14 protein-coding genes and 1 pseudogene are annotated in these 16,724 nt (G+C 51.7%); 3 read left to right on the top strand and 12 right to left on the bottom strand.

What is annotated here, in order from left to right:
- Positions 1-150: 150 nt before the first annotated feature.
- The 3 genes from ligA to pcrB form a co-directional block, all read right to left on the bottom strand.
- Positions 151-2,163: an NAD-dependent DNA ligase LigA gene (gene ligA, locus C8P63_RS17985; RefSeq protein WP_108026613.1), complete on the bottom strand. Its 2,013-nt coding sequence runs from the start codon at positions 2,161-2,163 to the stop codon at positions 151-153.
- A gap of 33 nt (positions 2,164-2,196) precedes the next feature.
- The gene (pcrA, locus tag C8P63_RS17980; protein WP_108026611.1) at positions 2,197-4,383 is read right to left on the bottom strand and encodes a DNA helicase PcrA; all 2,187 of its coding nucleotides are present in this window, start codon (positions 4,381-4,383) and stop codon (positions 2,197-2,199) included.
- Positions 4,384-4,823: 440 nt separating this feature from the next.
- Positions 4,824-5,534, bottom strand: a complete 711-nt coding sequence (gene pcrB, locus C8P63_RS17975) for a heptaprenylglyceryl phosphate synthase (RefSeq protein ID WP_108026608.1) — start codon at positions 5,532-5,534, stop codon at positions 4,824-4,826.
- Between the two features lie 156 nt (positions 5,535-5,690).
- Between pcrB and C8P63_RS17970 the strand changes: the two genes are divergently transcribed.
- Entirely contained in the window at positions 5,691-6,035 is a 345-nt protein-coding gene (locus C8P63_RS17970) for a hypothetical protein (protein WP_108026605.1), read from the top strand.
- A gap of 70 nt (positions 6,036-6,105) precedes the next feature.
- On the opposite strand, the gene C8P63_RS17965 is transcribed toward C8P63_RS17970, so the two are convergent.
- The 5 genes from C8P63_RS17965 to C8P63_RS17945 all read right to left on the bottom strand — a co-directional run bounded on the left by C8P63_RS17965 (position 6,106) and on the right by C8P63_RS17945 (position 10,922).
- Positions 6,106-6,969: a phosphotransferase family protein gene (locus C8P63_RS17965; protein ID WP_108026602.1), complete on the bottom strand. Its 864-nt coding sequence runs from the start codon at positions 6,967-6,969 to the stop codon at positions 6,106-6,108.
- Between the two features lie 203 nt (positions 6,970-7,172).
- On the bottom strand, positions 7,173-7,496 hold the full coding sequence (locus tag C8P63_RS17960; RefSeq protein WP_108026599.1) for a YerC/YecD family TrpR-related protein: 324 nt from the start codon (positions 7,494-7,496) through the stop codon (positions 7,173-7,175).
- 74 nt (positions 7,497-7,570) lie between these two features.
- Positions 7,571-8,563: a DUF3048 domain-containing protein gene (locus C8P63_RS17955; protein ID WP_108026596.1), complete on the bottom strand. Its 993-nt coding sequence runs from the start codon at positions 8,561-8,563 to the stop codon at positions 7,571-7,573.
- Positions 8,564-8,794: 231 nt separating this feature from the next.
- Positions 8,795-10,186, bottom strand: a complete 1,392-nt coding sequence (locus C8P63_RS17950) for an MATE family efflux transporter (RefSeq protein WP_108026593.1) — start codon at positions 10,184-10,186, stop codon at positions 8,795-8,797.
- A gap of 283 nt (positions 10,187-10,469) precedes the next feature.
- Positions 10,470-10,922, bottom strand: coding sequence for an N-acetylmuramoyl-L-alanine amidase family protein (locus tag C8P63_RS17945; protein WP_245921025.1), 453 nt, complete (start codon positions 10,920-10,922; stop codon positions 10,470-10,472).
- A gap of 131 nt (positions 10,923-11,053) precedes the next feature.
- On the opposite strand from C8P63_RS17945, the pseudogene C8P63_RS19660 reads away from it, so the two are divergent.
- Positions 11,054-11,241, top strand: a pseudogene (locus C8P63_RS19660) (GNAT family N-acetyltransferase); the annotation flags it as partial.
- 206 nt (positions 11,242-11,447) lie between these two features.
- Here C8P63_RS19660 and C8P63_RS17935 read toward each other — a convergent pair.
- Positions 11,448-11,945 (bottom strand): DinB family protein, encoded by a 498-nt coding sequence (locus C8P63_RS17935; RefSeq protein WP_170109749.1) that lies wholly within the window; start codon positions 11,943-11,945, stop codon positions 11,448-11,450.
- Between the two features lie 1,116 nt (positions 11,946-13,061).
- On the opposite strand from C8P63_RS17935, the gene C8P63_RS17925 reads away from it, so the two are divergent.
- On the top strand, positions 13,062-13,289 hold the full coding sequence (locus tag C8P63_RS17925) for a hypothetical protein (protein WP_108026581.1): 228 nt from the start codon (positions 13,062-13,064) through the stop codon (positions 13,287-13,289).
- A 130-nt stretch (positions 13,290-13,419) separates the two neighbouring features.
- On the opposite strand, the gene C8P63_RS17920 is transcribed toward C8P63_RS17925, so the two are convergent.
- The 3 genes from C8P63_RS17920 to C8P63_RS17910 all read right to left on the bottom strand — a co-directional run bounded on the left by C8P63_RS17920 (position 13,420) and on the right by C8P63_RS17910 (position 16,315).
- Positions 13,420-14,001 carry a GNAT family N-acetyltransferase gene (locus C8P63_RS17920; protein ID WP_146172210.1) on the bottom strand — a complete coding sequence of 194 codons (582 nt, stop codon included), beginning with the start codon at positions 13,999-14,001 and terminating at the stop codon, positions 13,420-13,422.
- Entirely contained in the window at positions 13,940-15,358 is a 1,419-nt protein-coding gene (locus C8P63_RS17915; RefSeq protein WP_108026575.1) for an RHS repeat domain-containing protein, read from the bottom strand. The genes C8P63_RS17920 and C8P63_RS17915 overlap by 62 nt, the downstream gene beginning before the upstream one ends.
- Before the next feature lie 702 nt (positions 15,359-16,060).
- Positions 16,061-16,315, bottom strand: coding sequence for a hypothetical protein (locus tag C8P63_RS17910; RefSeq protein ID WP_108026572.1), 255 nt, complete (start codon positions 16,313-16,315; stop codon positions 16,061-16,063).
- Positions 16,316-16,724: the final 409 nt, after the last annotated feature.

The following is a 16,724-nucleotide window of genomic DNA, read 5'->3' as shown; positions in this document are numbered from 1 at the left end:
GGAGTGAAGCGACCCAGGCGAGACTTGTGCTCTGTGAGTGCATAGCGAGACCGGGAGTGAAGCGACCCAGGCGAGACTTGTGCTCTGTGAGTGCAGCCGGAGCGGCTTTGGGTAAATGCGGCCGCTCCCTTTTTCACAACGCTTCTGGCACTATTCGTCCAACATCTCCAGAAACCGGTTCTCTTCCAACACTTCCACACCCAGTTCCCGGGCTTTTTTCAATTTGGAGCCCGCTTTTTCTCCGGCGATCAGATAATCGGTGTTTTTGCTGATGCTGCCGGTCACCTTGCCGCCCCGCTCTTCGATCCGGGCCGCAGCCTCTTTCCGGGACATCTCCGCCAGCGTGCCGGTCAGAACCACTGTCTTTCCGGCAAAAGGACTTTCCGATACCCGGAGGTTGTCGGTCGAGGGACCCTTATATTTCATATTCACCCCGGCCTCTTCCAGGCGACGGATCGTCTCTTTCACTTCGGGTTTGTCAAAATAGGTGACGATGCTTTCAGCCATCTTGGGTCCGATCTCGTCGATGGCCTCCAGTTCTTCCCTGTCAGCTTCCATCACCCCGTGGATGTCGCCGAAATGACGGGCCAGAATCCGGGCTCCCTTGGAACCGACGAAACGGATCCCCAGACCGAAGATCAACTTTTCGACGGAGTTTCCCTTGCTTTCTTCAATGGCGGACAGCAAATTCTCCACCGATTTCTTCCCCATGCGTTCCAGCGGGAGAAGATCCTCTTCTGTCAGGTCGTAAAGGTCCGCCGGACCTCGAACCAGACCGGCGTTGAAGAGTTGTGTCACCACTTTTTCTCCCAGACCCTCAATGTTCATCGCCCCCCGGGAAACGAAGTGAATAATCCCTTCCCGGGTTTGGGCCGGACACTGGGGGTTGATGCAGCGGAGAGCCGCTTCTCCTTCCAGCCTCACGAGCCGGCTTTCGCATTCGGGGCATTTTGTCGGCATTTGATAGGGTTTTTCGTCCCCGGTGCGGTGATCTTCAAGCACCCCCACCACTTCCGGAATGATGTCTCCCGCTTTCTTCACGATCACGTGATCCCCGAGCATGATCCCTTTTTCCCGTATGATATCCTCGTTATGAAGCGACGCGCGTTTCACCGTCGTCCCCGCCAGGGTGACAGGGTCCAGGATGGCCGTGGGAGTGACGGCCCCGGTTCGCCCCACATTGATTTCGATATCCCGAAGAACGGTGACGCTTTCTTCCGCGGGAAATTTGTAAGCGATCGCCCAGCGGGGACTTTTGGCGGTGGTGCCCAGTTTCTCCCGCAGTTCCAGATCATCGACTTTGATCACGATTCCGTCGATCTCAAAGCCCAGCTCCAGCCGGTGCTCCCGCCAGTAATCCACGAAGTCCCCCACATCGTCGATCCCCTTGACGGTCACCCGGTTCGGGTTCACTTTGAGTCCCAGACGGGTCAGAAGGTCCAAGGATTCGGTATGGGTGGGTGGTACCGGCATCCCGTGGATTTCCCCGATCCCGTAGAGGAAAATATCCAAGGCGCGTTCGGCGGCCAGTTTGGGATCCAATTGTCTGAGGGAGCCCGCGGCGGCATTCCGGGGATTGGCGAAAAGGGTTTCGCCCCGTTCCTCTTTCTGCCGGTTGATCCGTTCAAATTCCTTTTTGGGCATAAAAGCCTCGCCCCGCACCTCCAGAGTCACCGGTTCCCGCAGGCGCAAAGGAAGGGAACGGATCGTCTTCAGGTTTTGCGTGATATTTTCCCCGGTGGTTCCGTCCCCACGGGTGGCACCCCGCACCATCAGCCCCTCTTCATACCGGATGGAAACCGCCAACCCGTCGATTTTCAACTCGCAAACATAATCCACCGTCTCCACTCCGGTCAGCCGGCGGATTCGCCGATCGAATTCCCGCAAATCTTCCAGGTTGAACGCATTGTCGAGGCTCAACATCGGAACGGGGTGCCGCACTTTTTCAAAATACGGGAGCGGCTCCCCCCCGATTCGTTGGCTCGGGGAATCAGGGGTGACCAGGTTCGGGTACTCCTCCTCCAGCTCGATCAGTTCCCGCATCAAACGGTCGTATTCGGCATCACTGATGACCGGGCGGTCCAGGACGTGATAGCGATAGTTGTGTTCGTTGAGTTCATCCCGCAGTTCTTTGAGCCGCTTTTCCGCTTCTTTTCGATCCACTCCGCTCGTTCCTCCCTCCCGATTCAAACCCGTTCACACCTTGGTGATGGGGGCAAACTGGGCCAGCAGTCTTTTGACGCCGGTCGGAGCGGGAAAAGCAATGTTGAGTTCCGTATCCGCCCCTTCCCCCTGAACTTTGACCACGGTTCCGACCCCCCACTTCTTGTGGCTCACCTTGTCGCCAACCTTCCAATTCGTCTCCGGATCGGACGCAGGACGCACCGGTCCCTGTCGCAAAAGGGGTTTCTTCTGAGTCACCGAAGTCTTCATGACCGGTTCCACCAGTTGTTCGGGGATCTCCCGAAGGAAGGTCGACGGGGGGTTGGCCTGGGTCTGTCCGAACAGCATCCGCGTCCGCGCCCGGGTAAGATACAGTTTTTTCTGCGCCCGTGTGATACCCACATAGGCCAGACGCCGCTCTTCTTCCAATTCTTCCGGGTCATCCAGTGTCCGATTGTGAGGAAAGATTCCGTCCTCCAGCCCCGTCAGGAAGACCTGCGGAAACTCCAACCCCTTGGCGGAATGAAGCGTCATCAGGGTGACGGCATCTTCTCCTTCGCCATCCCCGTCTTCCAGGGTATCCACATCAGAGATCAAGGCCAACTCCGTCAGGAAAGAAACCAGGGATTTATCTTCATTCTTCTCTTCAAACTCCCGGGTGACCGACAGAAACTCGTCGATGTTCTCCAGGCGGCTCGCCGCCTCCACCGTGTCTTCTTTCTTCAGTTCTTCCCGGTACCCGGAACGTTCCAGCACTTCCTCGGTCAACTCACTGGCCGAAAGATATTCCAACATGGCATTCAAATCCCGGACCAAGCCGGTAAAAGCGGTCAAGGGACGGATAAACCGCCGGGACAAACCGATTTCCTCCACTTCCAGAAGCGCACGGTACATGGAGATCTCCTGTTCTCCTGCAAAGCCCGCAATCTTATCCACCGTGGCCGCCCCGATGCCCCGTCTCGGCACATTGATCACCCGGCGGAGACTGAGGTCGTCGTCGGGATTGACGATCAACCGGAGGTAAGCCAGGAGATCTTTGATCTCCTTCCGTTCATAGAACTTCAACCCCCCCACCATGCGGTAGGGAATATTGGATTTCATCAGCACCTCTTCCATGACGCGGGATTGAGCGTTGGTGCGGTAGAGTACCGCAAAATCATTATAATCCTTCCCTTGTTTCCTCTCTTTTACAATGGTATCGGCGACAAAATAAGCTTCCTCGTGTTCATTTTCCCCTTCAAAGAGTTGCACCCGTTCGCCTTCCTCATTATGCGTCCACAGGTCCTTCGGTTTCCGTTCCGTATTGTGGGCGATCACTTCATTGGCCGCATTGAGAATCGTTTGGGTGGAGCGGTAGTTTTGTTCCAGTTTGATCACCTCGGCATCGGGATAATCCCGCTCGAAGTGAAGGATGTTGGTGATATCCGCCCCGCGAAAGCGGTAAATCGACTGATCGGAGTCCCCCACCACACACAGATTCCGGTGCCGTTCGGCCAACATCCGCACCAGAACGTACTGAACCCGGTTGGTGTCTTGGTACTCATCCACGTGAATATACCGGAACTTCCGCTGGTAATAATCGAGCACCTCGGGAATCTCCTGAAACAGCCGGACCGTCTCCAGGAGTAAGTCATCGAAGTCGAGGGACTGGTTCGTCCGGAGTTTATCCTGGTAAGCTTCGTAGACCCGGGCGGCAATCCCGTCCATGTAGTTCTGAGCTTGCTCCTTCAGATCCCGGGGAGTCAGAAGCTGATTTTTGGCATTGCTGATCTTGTTCAGCAAGCCCCGGGGCGGAAACTGCTTCGGATCCAAATCCATCTCTTTCAGGATTTGTTTCATCACCGTCAGCTGATCGGAACTGTCCAAAATGGTGAAATTGCGGTGGAAGCCGATCCGTTCGATGTCCCGGCGAAGGATCCGGACGCACATGGAGTGGAAGGTGGAGATCCAAATCTCTTCCGCTTCCGGACCCGCCAACTGGTGGATCCTCTCTTTCATCTCCCTGGCCGCTTTGTTGGTGAAGGTGATGGCCAGAATGTTCCACGGATGGACCCTTTTTTCCGACAGGAGCCAGGCCACCCGGTTGGTTAACACCCTCGTCTTGCCGCTCCCCGCTCCGGCCACGATCAAAAGCGGCCCTTCCGTTGTTTCCACTGCTTTTTTCTGGTCGGGGTTCAACCCCTCAAGGAGAGAACCGTTTGTCCAGGTTTGTGACAACATCATCCGCACCTTTCCGATTGCAAGATCAGGGAACAAAGTCAGGTTGTGTTGATCCACCGTATATTGGGTCAGCGGATCGTGTTTTGCCACGGCAACCCAGCCGGAACGGCTGTTGGGTAAATGCTGCCGCGCCTTTTTTCACAACGCTTCCAGAAGCATTGTGCTTTCATATTCGTTTCGGGTTAAAGGGGAAGCGTTTATCCAAAATAGCGGCTTTGGGTAAATGCTGCCGCTCCCTTTTTCACAACGATTCCAAGGAAGCACAAGTCTCGCCTGGGTCGCTTCGCTCCCGGTCTCGCTATGCACTCACGGAGCACAAGTCTCGCTTCGGTCGCTTCGCTCCCGGTCTCGCTATGGCAGAACACGAATCCTTTTCAATACTCAATGAATGGGTCATCAACAGTCTTGGAACCAAGTCCATATCCGCACATTTACCGTTTTCAGGTTTGATCTTCCTTGACCGTTTCTTTGACCCAGCGTACGGTCTCCGCCGCTGCTTCAACGTTTTCATACACCAGATTGCCGACCACCACCGTATCGGCCCACCGGGCCATCCTTCGGGCCTCTTCTTCCCGGGTGATGCCCCCGCCGTAGAGAAGATGGGATCGTTCCACCCCTTCACGGGCTGCCCGGACCGCCGTCTCATCTCCGAAGGTGCCGCTGTATTCCAGATAGACAGCGGGAATACGGAACAAATTTTCCGCCAACCGGGCATAGGCTTTGATGTCAGCGGGATCCGCTCCGGTCCGGCTTTCCGTCAGACGGGCCACCTTCGACTGGGCGTTCAGGACCACATATCCGACAGCGGCCACCTTTTCCCAAGGAATCCAATCGCCGTACTTCCGAATCGCCCGGTGTTGTGCCTCCAGCACCCAGCGGAGGGAGCCCGCATTCAGGACCACGGGAATGAGGTAGCCGTCCACCCCGAAGACCACCGCTTCTTCGTCGGAGATCTCCTGCAAGCATTCCACCGGGTATGCCCGTATGCGCTCGATCAGGCGCCGGGAGTTCTCATATGTAATACCGTCCGTGCCGCCGACGATCACGGCGTCGGTTCCGGAGTTGCAGATCGTCTCCAACCCCCGGTCGGACAACGTGCGGTTGGGATCCAGTTTGAAAACGTGACGCCAGCTGTTCATCCGTTCCTCCATCCTATCCACTCCCACACCGGACCTTCTGTTCAGAACCATTATACACGACGGGAAAACAGGGAAAAAGGAACCCCCGCCGGCTCGATCATCCCGGGAAATACGCCGCATAGGATAGGGAAATGAGCCGTTTGACGGCAAAGGGGGGGGTGAATTCCTTTGAAGAAATGGATGGGGATGGGGATCGGATATTATGCATTGTGCATCTCTGTTTTTTGGACCGGATACATGTGGTTAACAGAGCGATATCAAATCTTTAACGGACCCGTCGATGCTGCCGGCCGCGAACCGTTTTTCCACTGGGTTAAGGCCTTCGGTATTCTCCTGATCGTGCCGCTCGGGTTCTTGATGGTGGCGGCGGGGGTTCTGACCTATCGCCACTCTTCCCCCCGACCTCGTCTCTGGATAACCGTCTTACTCGGGATGCTGTTGGCCGTGCCCGCCGCCTTCGAAGTCTTTTTCGGTCTGGTGCTCTTTATCCTGTTTTTCCACGGTTTTGCTTGAGGCCGAAAATAGAAGAACGCCGCCTCCGGCAACAACCTCCAAGGGCGGCAGTCGGGACGGGGACGACCCTTCAGCGAAAGGTTTCCACCTCTCTTTCCACCCGTGACAACAACCGGGCTTTTTCGTCCTCCGGAATCTTTTCATTGAGACGTGCGGCTGCAAGGGGAACTTCCCATGCTTTGATTTCTTCTTTGGAAAGGGGGGAAAGACGGAAATAAGCCTTCAGATATTCCCGGCGGAACTCTGTGCGCAACGGTTGAAAAAACTCCATCCCGGGGGGAAGGGACGCATCCCGGAGGATCAGTGCGGTCCGTGCGATATCGGCGGCGGGAGCCCCCCGGCTTCCGATCATCCAGTCGATCACCACCGGTCCTTCGGCGGACATGAGGATGTTGTCCGGATGAAAGTCGCAGTGACAGAGCCGGTCTCCTTCGGGAAGCCGTTCCAGATGACGGATCACCGCATCCCTCGTTTTTACCGGAAGCCGATCCGTTTTCCGGATCTCTCTCTTTAAATCCTCTTTTTGCGAATCGAGTCGGCTCCCTTCCTTCTGGTGGATCTGGTGGTGCAATTGAGCCAATGTCGAAGCAAAGGAATCAAGTTGATCCGGATGGCGGGACATCTCCAGGGTCATGGCGGGACCGGTGATCCGCTCATACAAAATCCCCGTTCTCCCCCGTAATTGCGCTCTTCCGTAAACTTTGGGGACCGGGAGTCCCAGAAATTCCACCTCCCGGCTGACAGCCAGCTCCCGTTGGATCGAAGAGAAATGATTTCCCCCGCGGAACAGCTTGACCACCCGGTGATCGCCCCACGGATAAATCTCAGCGGTATTACCCTGTCCAATCATTTTTTTCCGATCTCCTTTTTTCAGATGGAATAATCCGAGGGAGGGGATCACTTTCCGAGTCCCGACCATGGAAGATTCAACCATGCCTGATCTCCCTCTTATAGGATCCGCGATATATTTTGAGTTTTCTTAATCTTTGCAATTCATGGTTACCGGGCCGGTTATGTTTTTGTCCCATCCGACAGGGAGCAATCAGCCGTTCCCCAAGGACTGGAGCAGATCCCACCGGAAAACTTCACCCGTCACTCCGGATCCGCAAAAAAACCGCCGGAAGATCCACGGCGGCTTTACTTTTTTTCGGTTTGTTCCTGTTGGTGCTTGTTCGCTTCCAGACGGTCCAACGCCAGGGAATAACCATCCGTCCCGTAGTGAAGGCAACGTTTCACCCGGGATATGGTGGCGGTGCTGGCACCGGTGTCTGCTTCAATCCGGTTGTAGGTGTAACCTGCCTTCAACATACGTGCCACTTCGAGACGCTGTGCCAGTGATTTGATCTCCCCGACGGTGCAAAGATCGTCAAAGAACCGGTAACATTCCTCGATGGTTTCCAAAGTCAGAATAGCGGCGAACAAGTTGTTGACTTCTTTTTGTCGCAGTTTGTTCAGTTGCATTTTTTCACCCCTTTTCCCCAGCATCCGCTTTATTTATTTAAAGCAGAAATTCGTCGGGACTGGCGATTTTCCTGCTATGGGCGGTAAGATAACTCTCCGTTCTCAGGCAGCACCTGGATCCATGTGCGACCCGGATGAAACGGAACCGTCTTTCCGTCGATGGAAGGGACGATCCAGCCCTCCCTGTTTTCCCAACGGACGGTAAACGCTTTTCCGTCCCGGAACAGCACCCCTTCGCCGCCTTGGTTCAGATCCACTTCCCTTCTGCCGGACGAATCGATCACCCGGTGGGGAGCCCGGATCACCAAGACATTGTTCATGGAAAGCGGCTTCCCTGTTTTTAAGTCTGTCTGTCGGTTTCCTTGGGTATAGCGGATATATCTCCCGGTCTCCCGGTCAAAACGGTAACCGGCCTCGTACAGGCGATGGTACTTTAAACCAATGTGGGTTGCGGAAGCGCCTTTTGTTTTTGGTTCCTTTTCCTCAAATCGATAGGGGCCCGTGAGACTTGAATTTGTAAACCCTTTCTTGTTCGCTCCCTTTCGGAGCTGAGTCAGATCCGTGTAAAGGTTGTGGGGAGAGCGGCGGGATTGTTCCCGGCGGAAATAGGCTCCGTCCCCATGGATGCCGTCCAGGCTGGGAAGGTTTTCGTCCCGGATCCTTCTCAAGGCGGCGGGAGAGCCCCCCGCATGGACCACCACCGCTTTGGGTCCTTCAGCCAGGTCGAGATAGTAGGGACGGGTACTCCGGACCGGTCCCACCGTTCCTTCCCTGTTTCCATAATAGAAGGCTGCCAGCCGGGTGATTTCCCCTTCGGCTAACACCTCCACCACCAATCCGGCTCGATTTAACCCCGTCTGGGGGCGTGCTTTGGGATGATTGTTCACCATGACCATGAAAGGAGGACCCGACCCCGTTTTTGGTGCCTTTTCCCCCGTAAACGGGTTGACTTGCACGGACTCCCGGTTGCCGTTGTTCTTTTTCTCCGGGAAAGCCCCTTTCGTTCCGGAACATCCGGTCACCATCACGGTGACGACCAACAGGCACAGAAGGGTTCTGTACCGCATGCTACCACACTCCTTAGAAAATGGAACCCCCCATACCTTTTCGGCACGGTCAAACCAGCCTCCTCCACATCATCGACTCCTGTTCTCCATTCTTTCCAAAACCGGTCTTTTTGCTCTTTGATCCTCACAACTGAACCATGTCGGACAGCTTACATTCGCTCAATCGTTTGATATCGTACATGTTACGCCCCTTCTCCATTCAGAATGCACGGTTTCAAACGTCGTTTCTCTCTAAAGGGTTTCCGCTGCATCACGAATCGCCATGTTGGAGAGGTTGGCCGTCCTCCTTTTTTGGATGATGAACAACCGAAGGAAAAATCCGATTGCAGCACCCGTCAAGCCGATGGTAATGCCCAACCAGAAGCCGAAAGGACCCAATCCGGTGAAGGATGCCAAGCCATACCCGGCGGGCATGCCGATGAGCCAATACGAGATAAGGGCAGTGACAAAGGGAACGGTCACGTCTTTGTAGCCGCGCAACACCCCTTGCAGGGATACCTGAGCCGCATCCGAAATCTGATAAAAAATCGCGAAGATCAAAAACTGTTTCAACAACGCGATTACTTCCGGATTGTCGGTATATAGACGAGCAATCTCCTCGCGGAACACAAACAGGAAAATCGAAACAACCGCCATCAACCCCATGGCCGCGATAACGCCCAAGCGGCTGTATTGCTTCGCATCCGCAAACCGCTTTGCGCCCAGCTCAAATCCCACCAGGATCGTCAACGCCATCGAAATGCTCAAGGGCATCATAAATAACAGCGAAGTGAAATTGTAAGCCGCCTGATGCGCGGCGATGGTTTCTGTGGAAAACATCGTGCCGATCAACAGAGTGACCACGGTAAAAATGCTCACTTCAAAAAAGATCGAGAGCCCCATCGGCACACCGATCGCCAGTTGTTCCTTCCAGGCCTTGACGGAAGGAGAAAACCATTTGACAAACAGCCTGTGCTCACGCATCGCTTTGACGCGAAAAGTGATCACCACACTGATGATCAGGATGAGCCAATAGGTGACACCCGTCGCGTATCCGGCGCCAATGCCCCCCATTCGCGGAAAGCCGAACTTGCCGAATATCAGCACATAATTCAAAGCAATGTTGAATGGCATCACCATCGACATGATGGTCATCATGATCCTGGTGTACCCTTGAGCATCAAAAAAGTAGCGCAGCACATTTGCGGCAAACAAGGGGATGATGCCAAAGGACACTCCGATCAAATAATGCTTCGCGATGTGATGGACGGAAGTTTCCAGATGCATCACCGAAAGGATCGGTTCCAAAAACAACACCCCGGCAGCCACAACGGTGACAGCGAGCAGCATCGACAAATACAGGGCTTGCGTCACCGACTCGGCGATGTCGCGATGTTTGCCGCCGCCGATCAACTGGGAGACAATCGGTGTAACCGCCATGAGTATGCCATTGATGCCGTGAAAAACCAGTATCCACAGACTCGTTGCAATCGCCACGCCGGCGAGATCATCCGCTCCTGCCTGCCCCGACATCATGGTGTCAAACAGTTTCATGGTATACAAACCGACTTGTGTCACCAGAATCGGCCACAAGATCTTGATAAATAAAAAACTCTTTTCTTTGAAAGATTGTGTCTGATGCATGGCCAGCCTTCCCCCACATCGAAGCAACCGGTCCCCTCTCCCAGGGTCGCGGATTGTTGCTCCGTTCAGTCGTTGCCACTGTTCCATCCAGAATAGCACGGTATGGAAAATACGTACAGATAAGACCAAAAGAAAGGACCAGCGGAGGTGCGGGGAGGGTTCCTGTGTTTTTAGTTTATTTCAAAAAAAAAAAAACCAAAAAGGGGTTAGGAGAAGTGTCTATTTCTTTATTCGTAGTGACCCAACTTTTTTGGGTGCATTTGGTCAAAGTGGTGGTAAGTGTTTAATTTTTCACCGCTAACTTTGCCGGTAAGGACAGCGCTTGGGCAATACCATCTGCATGGGCTTGGGCCAAGGTGGAGATGAAAGAGGGATTGTTCAGCTTGCTGAGATCCTGAGACGTATCAATAAACAGGTTTTCGGTGAGTACCGCGGGCATCGCCGTTTCCCGTAAGACGTAGAAATTAGCTCGTTTTTTCCCACGGTCGCTGACATTCCATGCACTGCCGATCCGACTCATAATGGTGTCGTGAAGGATTTGTCGCCAATTGATCGTATTGCTGGAAACTGTGCCGTCGTAAATATAGCTCTCAAATCCTGTGCCGCCGCCAGCGTTAATGTGAATAGAGACAAAATAATCCGCGCCATTGCTGTTGGCCAAAGCCACTCGATCCGCCAAGCTAACGTATGTGTCAGTGGTCCGGGTCATTAAAACGTTGACGTAGTAGTTGTTCAAAAGGTAATTCCGCGTTTGCAAAGCAATGTCCAGAGTATAGTTCTTCTCCTGATAGCCTCCCTAGAAATCATGTGAGGAAAACATTGCACTTATGCATGGCCTTGCTGGTATGGATGGCCCTGAAAACGGCTGATCTCGGACTTCACCGGATTGAAGCCGGTGTGATGCACTGGAATCCAGGTCCATCCGCGAACTGGAAAAACTGGGGTTTGTAAAAGAGGGAGTTGCGCGAAAGAACGTAAAAGTCAACGGAACATGGGAGGATCATGTCGTGCTGGCAATCTTAGCGGAAGACAGGATAGGAGAGCCGGCCAATTGAGTTTCTAGGAGTCCCAAAGGGAAGCTGCACCTCATTTAATGTTGTACGGGTGTGCTGAATAATAAAAACCCCCCCCAAAAAGAGGGGGTACAAGAAGTATATATGCTAAAAGAATATCTGTCCTTCGACTTATTTGTCGGCCTGTTCCACTGCCGGACATTCGACCGTGGCAAACCAAGACCGACGGTCCGTCTTGATCGGGTAACCTACTCCGTTCCCTGCTCCTGAAGTTTCCGGATCAACACAATTTGCCCGATATGATAGGCATTGTGGGTGCAAAGGTTGGAGAGGACCCCCCACCATGGAGCTTCGTCGTGGTAACCGGGCACTTGCGTTTCGAATTTTGATTCAGGGTACTCATGCAGCACGTTTCGCCATTCGGTGTACACCGCTTCCAATCGTTGGACGGCGGCGTTCCAGCGCTCTTCGTTCACTTCAACATCGGGGTCGCCGAAGGTCTTGTCATTGTTCTTTCCGATGCTGACAAAGGTTTCTTTATCCAGGAAATAACTCATCCACTTCTCGTTCCAATAGATCAGGTGTTGCACCAATTCCCAAATAGAATGCGACGACGGGTGGCTCCGCCAAGCGGCTTGCCCGGGTGTCAGCCCCTTCACCGCATCCGTGAACGTCGGGAACCAACTCAAATCATTGTGGCAAGCGGCCATCTGGTCCAGCAATATCTCTTTCTTGGTGGCGCTCATGTGATTCCTCCCATATCGTGAATTCCAACCGGTCAGCATGAGGTCGAACGGGGAATGTCATCTTCATTTCTATCGCCACCTTTCATAATCATTCTGTGTATGGGTGAATTGCACATTTAATGGTAACATAAAATTCAAATATTTTCGAGGAAGACTGGGATCTGTACGATCTGTTACGTTGGTTGGAGTCCAAGGAAGTCACCCATATCGCTATGGAAAGCACGGGGATCTCTAGGGGTCCCGCCGGCATTTTGTTGATCCTGTACGCTAAGGGGTATTTCATCGCAGAATATGGATTCTACGATGAAGATCGGGACGGAACAGACCGGAAATACTGGATAAACGCTCTTCATCCCTTGAAATTTTCATCGCAGAACGATTCTTAGCGTATGTGATCAGCCACGTTTCAGTCGATTTCCGATCTTAACCACTTTTTATAAATTGCTGGCGGGATCCCATGTGGGTCTACAAAACCGATCCCAACGAGTTCATCTGCTCAGCGTTGGCCAGGGATGCGTACCTTGCGGCCGGCATTGATTTAACCGTGAAACAACGCTATCCCTCCCCGGAGACTTGATTCGAGGAGGCAAGCTGACGAAGATTGGCGAGACGCGCTCTCGGACTCGATCTGCGTTATGAGCGCCCGAAGGAAGTGCCTGTGGTGCGCCCGTAGGAAGCCCGTGGAGGGCTTTTTCTTCTGTCGCAAGGGGATAGGTATTCAGCGAAAAAAAGAAGCCTCAGAACGAGGCTCATTAGAGTAGGTAGAGTAGTGAGAGGTTGTCAGTAATAAATACATTCGTAAGACAGGTTGGTTATTAGTCCGTTTCCGGATAAAAACCCTCCGATTCCCTGCGCAGGTATCAAGCAAAGGGGGTCTCCTGTGACTGCGCAAGGAAAGAGGGTTTTTGCAAAGAGAGGTTGGCGACACTTCAACAGAAGCGATAACTTAACAAAAGGAGAAGAAAAAATAATACCATACACATACGAAGAGTCCAACCTTTTTTTATAAAAATGTGTTATAATCAATGTGTGTGATCAACTCCTGATTCGATATCTACCTTACCCGGGAAAGTCGTGCCTTTGCGCACGGCTTTTCTGGTTGACGGAGGTTCTTATATGCTCATCCTCACCTATTGGCTCATCGGCCTGTTCTTCGTCCTTGGCTATGCCGTGCATGTTCAACTGCGCCTCTCTCAAGGCGATGAGCGTATTGAAGCCCTACAAGCGCGTGCATGGAAACCCCTCGGAGTCGGCCAACGCATTCTGCTTGTGCTGATGTATTCGTTGTTATGGCTTCCTGTCATCTCGTATCTCTTGATCAGATTAATCTCAAACAGAGCATGAAAAACCCCCTCAGCGCCAATGAGAGGCTTTCTGAGGGTTTTTTTTCGTCTGTCAGGGGTCACCGGGACCGAAAAAAGAAAATTGTACGTTAAAGCGATCAACGGCCGTAAAAAATCCGGCATCCTGTACGCTAAGGAGCCGGGTTTGGCCACACGGTCATCTCGTACTTGATTTCTGTTTCTCCTGTGACTGAAAATCCAAGTCGTTTGTATAGACGAATTGCAGGATTCTGTTTAAGGACAGTTAAACTAACAGGCACATTTCTCTTTCGGGCTTTACTAATAAGCCTACAAATCAATTTACTACCAATCCCTTTTCCTTGGAATTGAGGAAGAAGTTCGATATGTTGAAGGAAGTAACTATTGGGTCTCTCCTCTACACCAAATATTCCTCCTCGTTCTCCATTTACTAATATAATTTGATCATGTCCAGGGTGAAATTTTCCTTTCATATCCTTCCGTTCAATTTCCTCGTTCCACCCACGCATTTTTTCTACATAAAAGCGCATGTTGGTTTCATTAAGGCGAAAAACAAATTCAAAATCATCTGGGGTTGCGGGTCGTAAGGTGATGTTTATAGGAAACACCTCCATAAAAAGGGAAATACAGGCAAGGAATATAACCTTGTGATTCCTCGCCTGGGAAATATTTTTACCAATAGTAATAGATAAAATAGTTATATATAAACCAAGCGTTAAACCATAATCCGGCACATAAAACAGCTAAAAATAGAGTCGGGCCTAACCAGAAACAAACTGCCCCACCACCTAAAGCAGTAATTAGACCTACGATATACGCATAAATCGAAAAATCGGAGTGTTCCCCCGTCGGATCCCATTTCATGACCGGATTGTTTTCCACATAGGTGTACTTATTCTTCGTTAAGGGGTTATCCTTGTCTCCTTCGTGTGAATCCCGTGTCAGGAACCGTCCCGTCTCCGGGTTGTAGTACCGATTTTGCAGGTAATACATATCGATCTCCGTGTCATACCGATACCCTGCATAACGGTAGGGGTTCTCTACACTGCCCGTTTCATCGATGACATTTCCGAAAGCATCGTATTCGTATGTTGCCACCACGGAACCGGAGCTGTCCGTTAGCGCTACGACATCGCCATGACCGTTCTTTTGATAGTAGTAGGTCTCTCCGTTCCGGGTCATACTGACCGGAAGGTTGTGATGGTCGTACGTGTAGTGCGCAATGATCTGGTTGCTGTCATCGGTCTCATAGATGACGTTTTTGTTCTCGTCATAGTGAAAAGTGATCGTGCCGGAGCTGGTCGTTTTCGTCTTGCGCATGCCATCCGACCGATAGGTGTAGGATACGACGGTATCCCCGTTGGCATCCTTGACTTCCACGAGACGGTTGTCCGCATTGTACACATACGTATGCTCTCCGTCGTCGGTCAGATTTCCGTTTTTGTCATGCTGATAGGAAGTACCGTCCACCGAGGTCAACTGGTTGGCGTCATCGTAGCTGTAATCGGTGGTCGTGGTGCTCCCGTCTTCGGTGACCTTCATGGAGGTCCGGTTTCCGGTTGCATCATACGTATATTCATAGACGGTTCCGTCGGGATGGGTTTCCTTCGTCAACTGATCCATTGAATTATACGTATACTGAACGGTACCGTCCGGGGTTTGGACCGAGGTGATGTTCCCATGGTCGTCATAGGCATACTCGTAGTGCTCCAGTTTCTCTCCGTTCGAGTCTAATATCGTGACCTCCACAATGTCCCCGGCTCCATTATAACGGTAGAGCGTGCTCGTGCCATCGGCATTTTTCTGGCTGGCCACCCGGTTGTTTTCGTTGTACGTGAATTGAGTTTGGTCCTTCCCGTTTTCAGCGATCTTTGTCAAATGATCGAGGGAATCGTAACTCATCCCTTGAGTGACCGTCGTGGTTCCTACCGTGATCTGGTTTTCCGTTACGTTGTTGTTTTTGTCATAAGTATACTCGGTGGTATTGCCGCTGTCGTAGGTGACTTTGGTCACCTTATCTTCCTTGTCATACGCATACGAAGTGGTTTCATTGTTGGCCTCATCGGTTTCTTCTGTCCTTGTTACTGACAAACGACCATCTCAGAAATCTGTTGAAAAGTCACGATCGGATCATCAACAGGATTCGGACCACTGGACGTATCAAAAAAGACGGCCCCCGGTACATAGGGACCGTTTTCTTCTATTTCTTTCGGGCGGCTTCATCCTGTTCCCAGCTCCATACAACATTCATTCGGATCATCTTATGACTGTGCCACCGGTTCAAATGCAAAGTAGGACTCCCTTAGCTAACAAAGAAATCGGGCTTGAGAAAATTAAATCGGCCGGTATTACATGGACTAGTGTCCAAACCGCTCTATTTGAATTAATGGAAATTGCAGAAGGTGACCATTTTAAACAAATAATCAGATTGCTCAAATAATAACTTGTTTTAGTGTTTGACACCAACGAGTGGATAGCGAAGAGATTTTAACTATGTCATTCCCGCCAAGTTCCTTTAAAATCATTGATGAAAATCAATCTCATTGCCAGTTGCCACCTATCTTCCTGTTGTCGTCTTTAATCGATTTGCCACAAAAGCAACATTTACAAATCCGTTCCTATAGGGGCTTTTTTCTATGTTTTCTCGGCCAATCCCAATCCGTTTGGGCTCTTCGTTTGTTTGACCCAACTAACACGTTGACCCTCTTGTAGGCCTCCTCATTGAGGAGGTTTTTTTGTAGTGGGGCAAGCGGTTTTATTGATTTACGACTGTACAAATGAGTGATTGCTGTGCTAAAGGAAGAAAGATTCACCAGGACATGCGTGTATTGCTTCTTGATTTTCTGATGCCAGCGGGCCATGCAAGTCTGGAAAAGTGCCCGATGGATTCCGAGGCATCACGACGGAATCTTTCTGGTTGTGCCCTTGTTTGTCTATATAAGCCCCTTGATCATCCTTGGTTTTCTTGGTGGGCGATTCCGACTTGATCAACCAGATAAACGAGGCAAGTACGACCCCCAGAACAATCAGTCCAATCACAAAATCCAACCAACCCCCCCTGTTACCATGCTACTTTTCAAATCCAATTTTCCAAATCCCCATTCCGTCTCTATTCCGTTAAATTTGTTCCTTACGAGATCGATCTGATTGAAGTGAAATCATCCTCGATTGTCCAATCATCCATTCCTCGTCTTTTCATCCATCACTCGGGTTATGGGAACATGACGGGTGGGATCATGTGACATTCTTGATACCGATTCAATGGAGTTTGATTACTTTGAATGAGACCCGGTTGTTGTTCGTCAGGGAGATGATGTGATATTCCCCTCACGAGAAGCGTCTTCATCACAGTAGACAGGGAAAAAGAAAAATTTGAAAAAACCGGACAGGGAGCGCTCTCGGTCCGGTTTTTTCAGTCGCTTGTGTTCCATGGAAACCGCTCCCGAATTCCGGTTAT

The organism is Melghirimyces profundicolus (assembly GCF_003054245.1).
Lineage (GTDB): Bacteria > Bacillota > Bacilli > Thermoactinomycetales > DSM-45169 > Melghirimyces > Melghirimyces profundicolus.
Note: the sequence above shows the minus strand (reverse complement) of the source record. Positions and strands in the feature narration are given on the sequence as shown.

Bases quoted from the DNA above. Each gene is read 5' to 3' on its own strand.
- C8P63_RS17935 (WP_170109749.1), bottom strand. From the start codon at position 11,945: ATGAGCGCCACCAAGAAAGAGATATTGCTGGACCAGATGGCCGCTTGC.
- pcrA (WP_108026611.1), bottom strand. From the start codon at position 4,383: ATGTTGTCACAAACCTGGACAAACGGTTCTCTCCTTGAGGGGTTGAAC.
- C8P63_RS17925 (WP_108026581.1), top strand. From the start codon at position 13,062: ATGCTCATCCTCACCTATTGGCTCATCGGCCTGTTCTTCGTCCTTGGC.
- C8P63_RS17950 (WP_108026593.1), bottom strand. From the start codon at position 10,186: ATGCATCAGACACAATCTTTCAAAGAAAAGAGTTTTTTATTTATCAAG.
- C8P63_RS17955 (WP_108026596.1), bottom strand. From the start codon at position 8,563: ATGCGGTACAGAACCCTTCTGTGCCTGTTGGTCGTCACCGTGATGGTG.
- pcrB (WP_108026608.1), bottom strand. From the start codon at position 5,534: ATGGAGGAACGGATGAACAGCTGGCGTCACGTTTTCAAACTGGATCCC.
- C8P63_RS17965 (WP_108026602.1), bottom strand. From the start codon at position 6,969: ATGGTTGAATCTTCCATGGTCGGGACTCGGAAAGTGATCCCCTCCCTC.
- C8P63_RS17960 (WP_108026599.1), bottom strand. From the start codon at position 7,496: ATGCAACTGAACAAACTGCGACAAAAAGAAGTCAACAACTTGTTCGCC.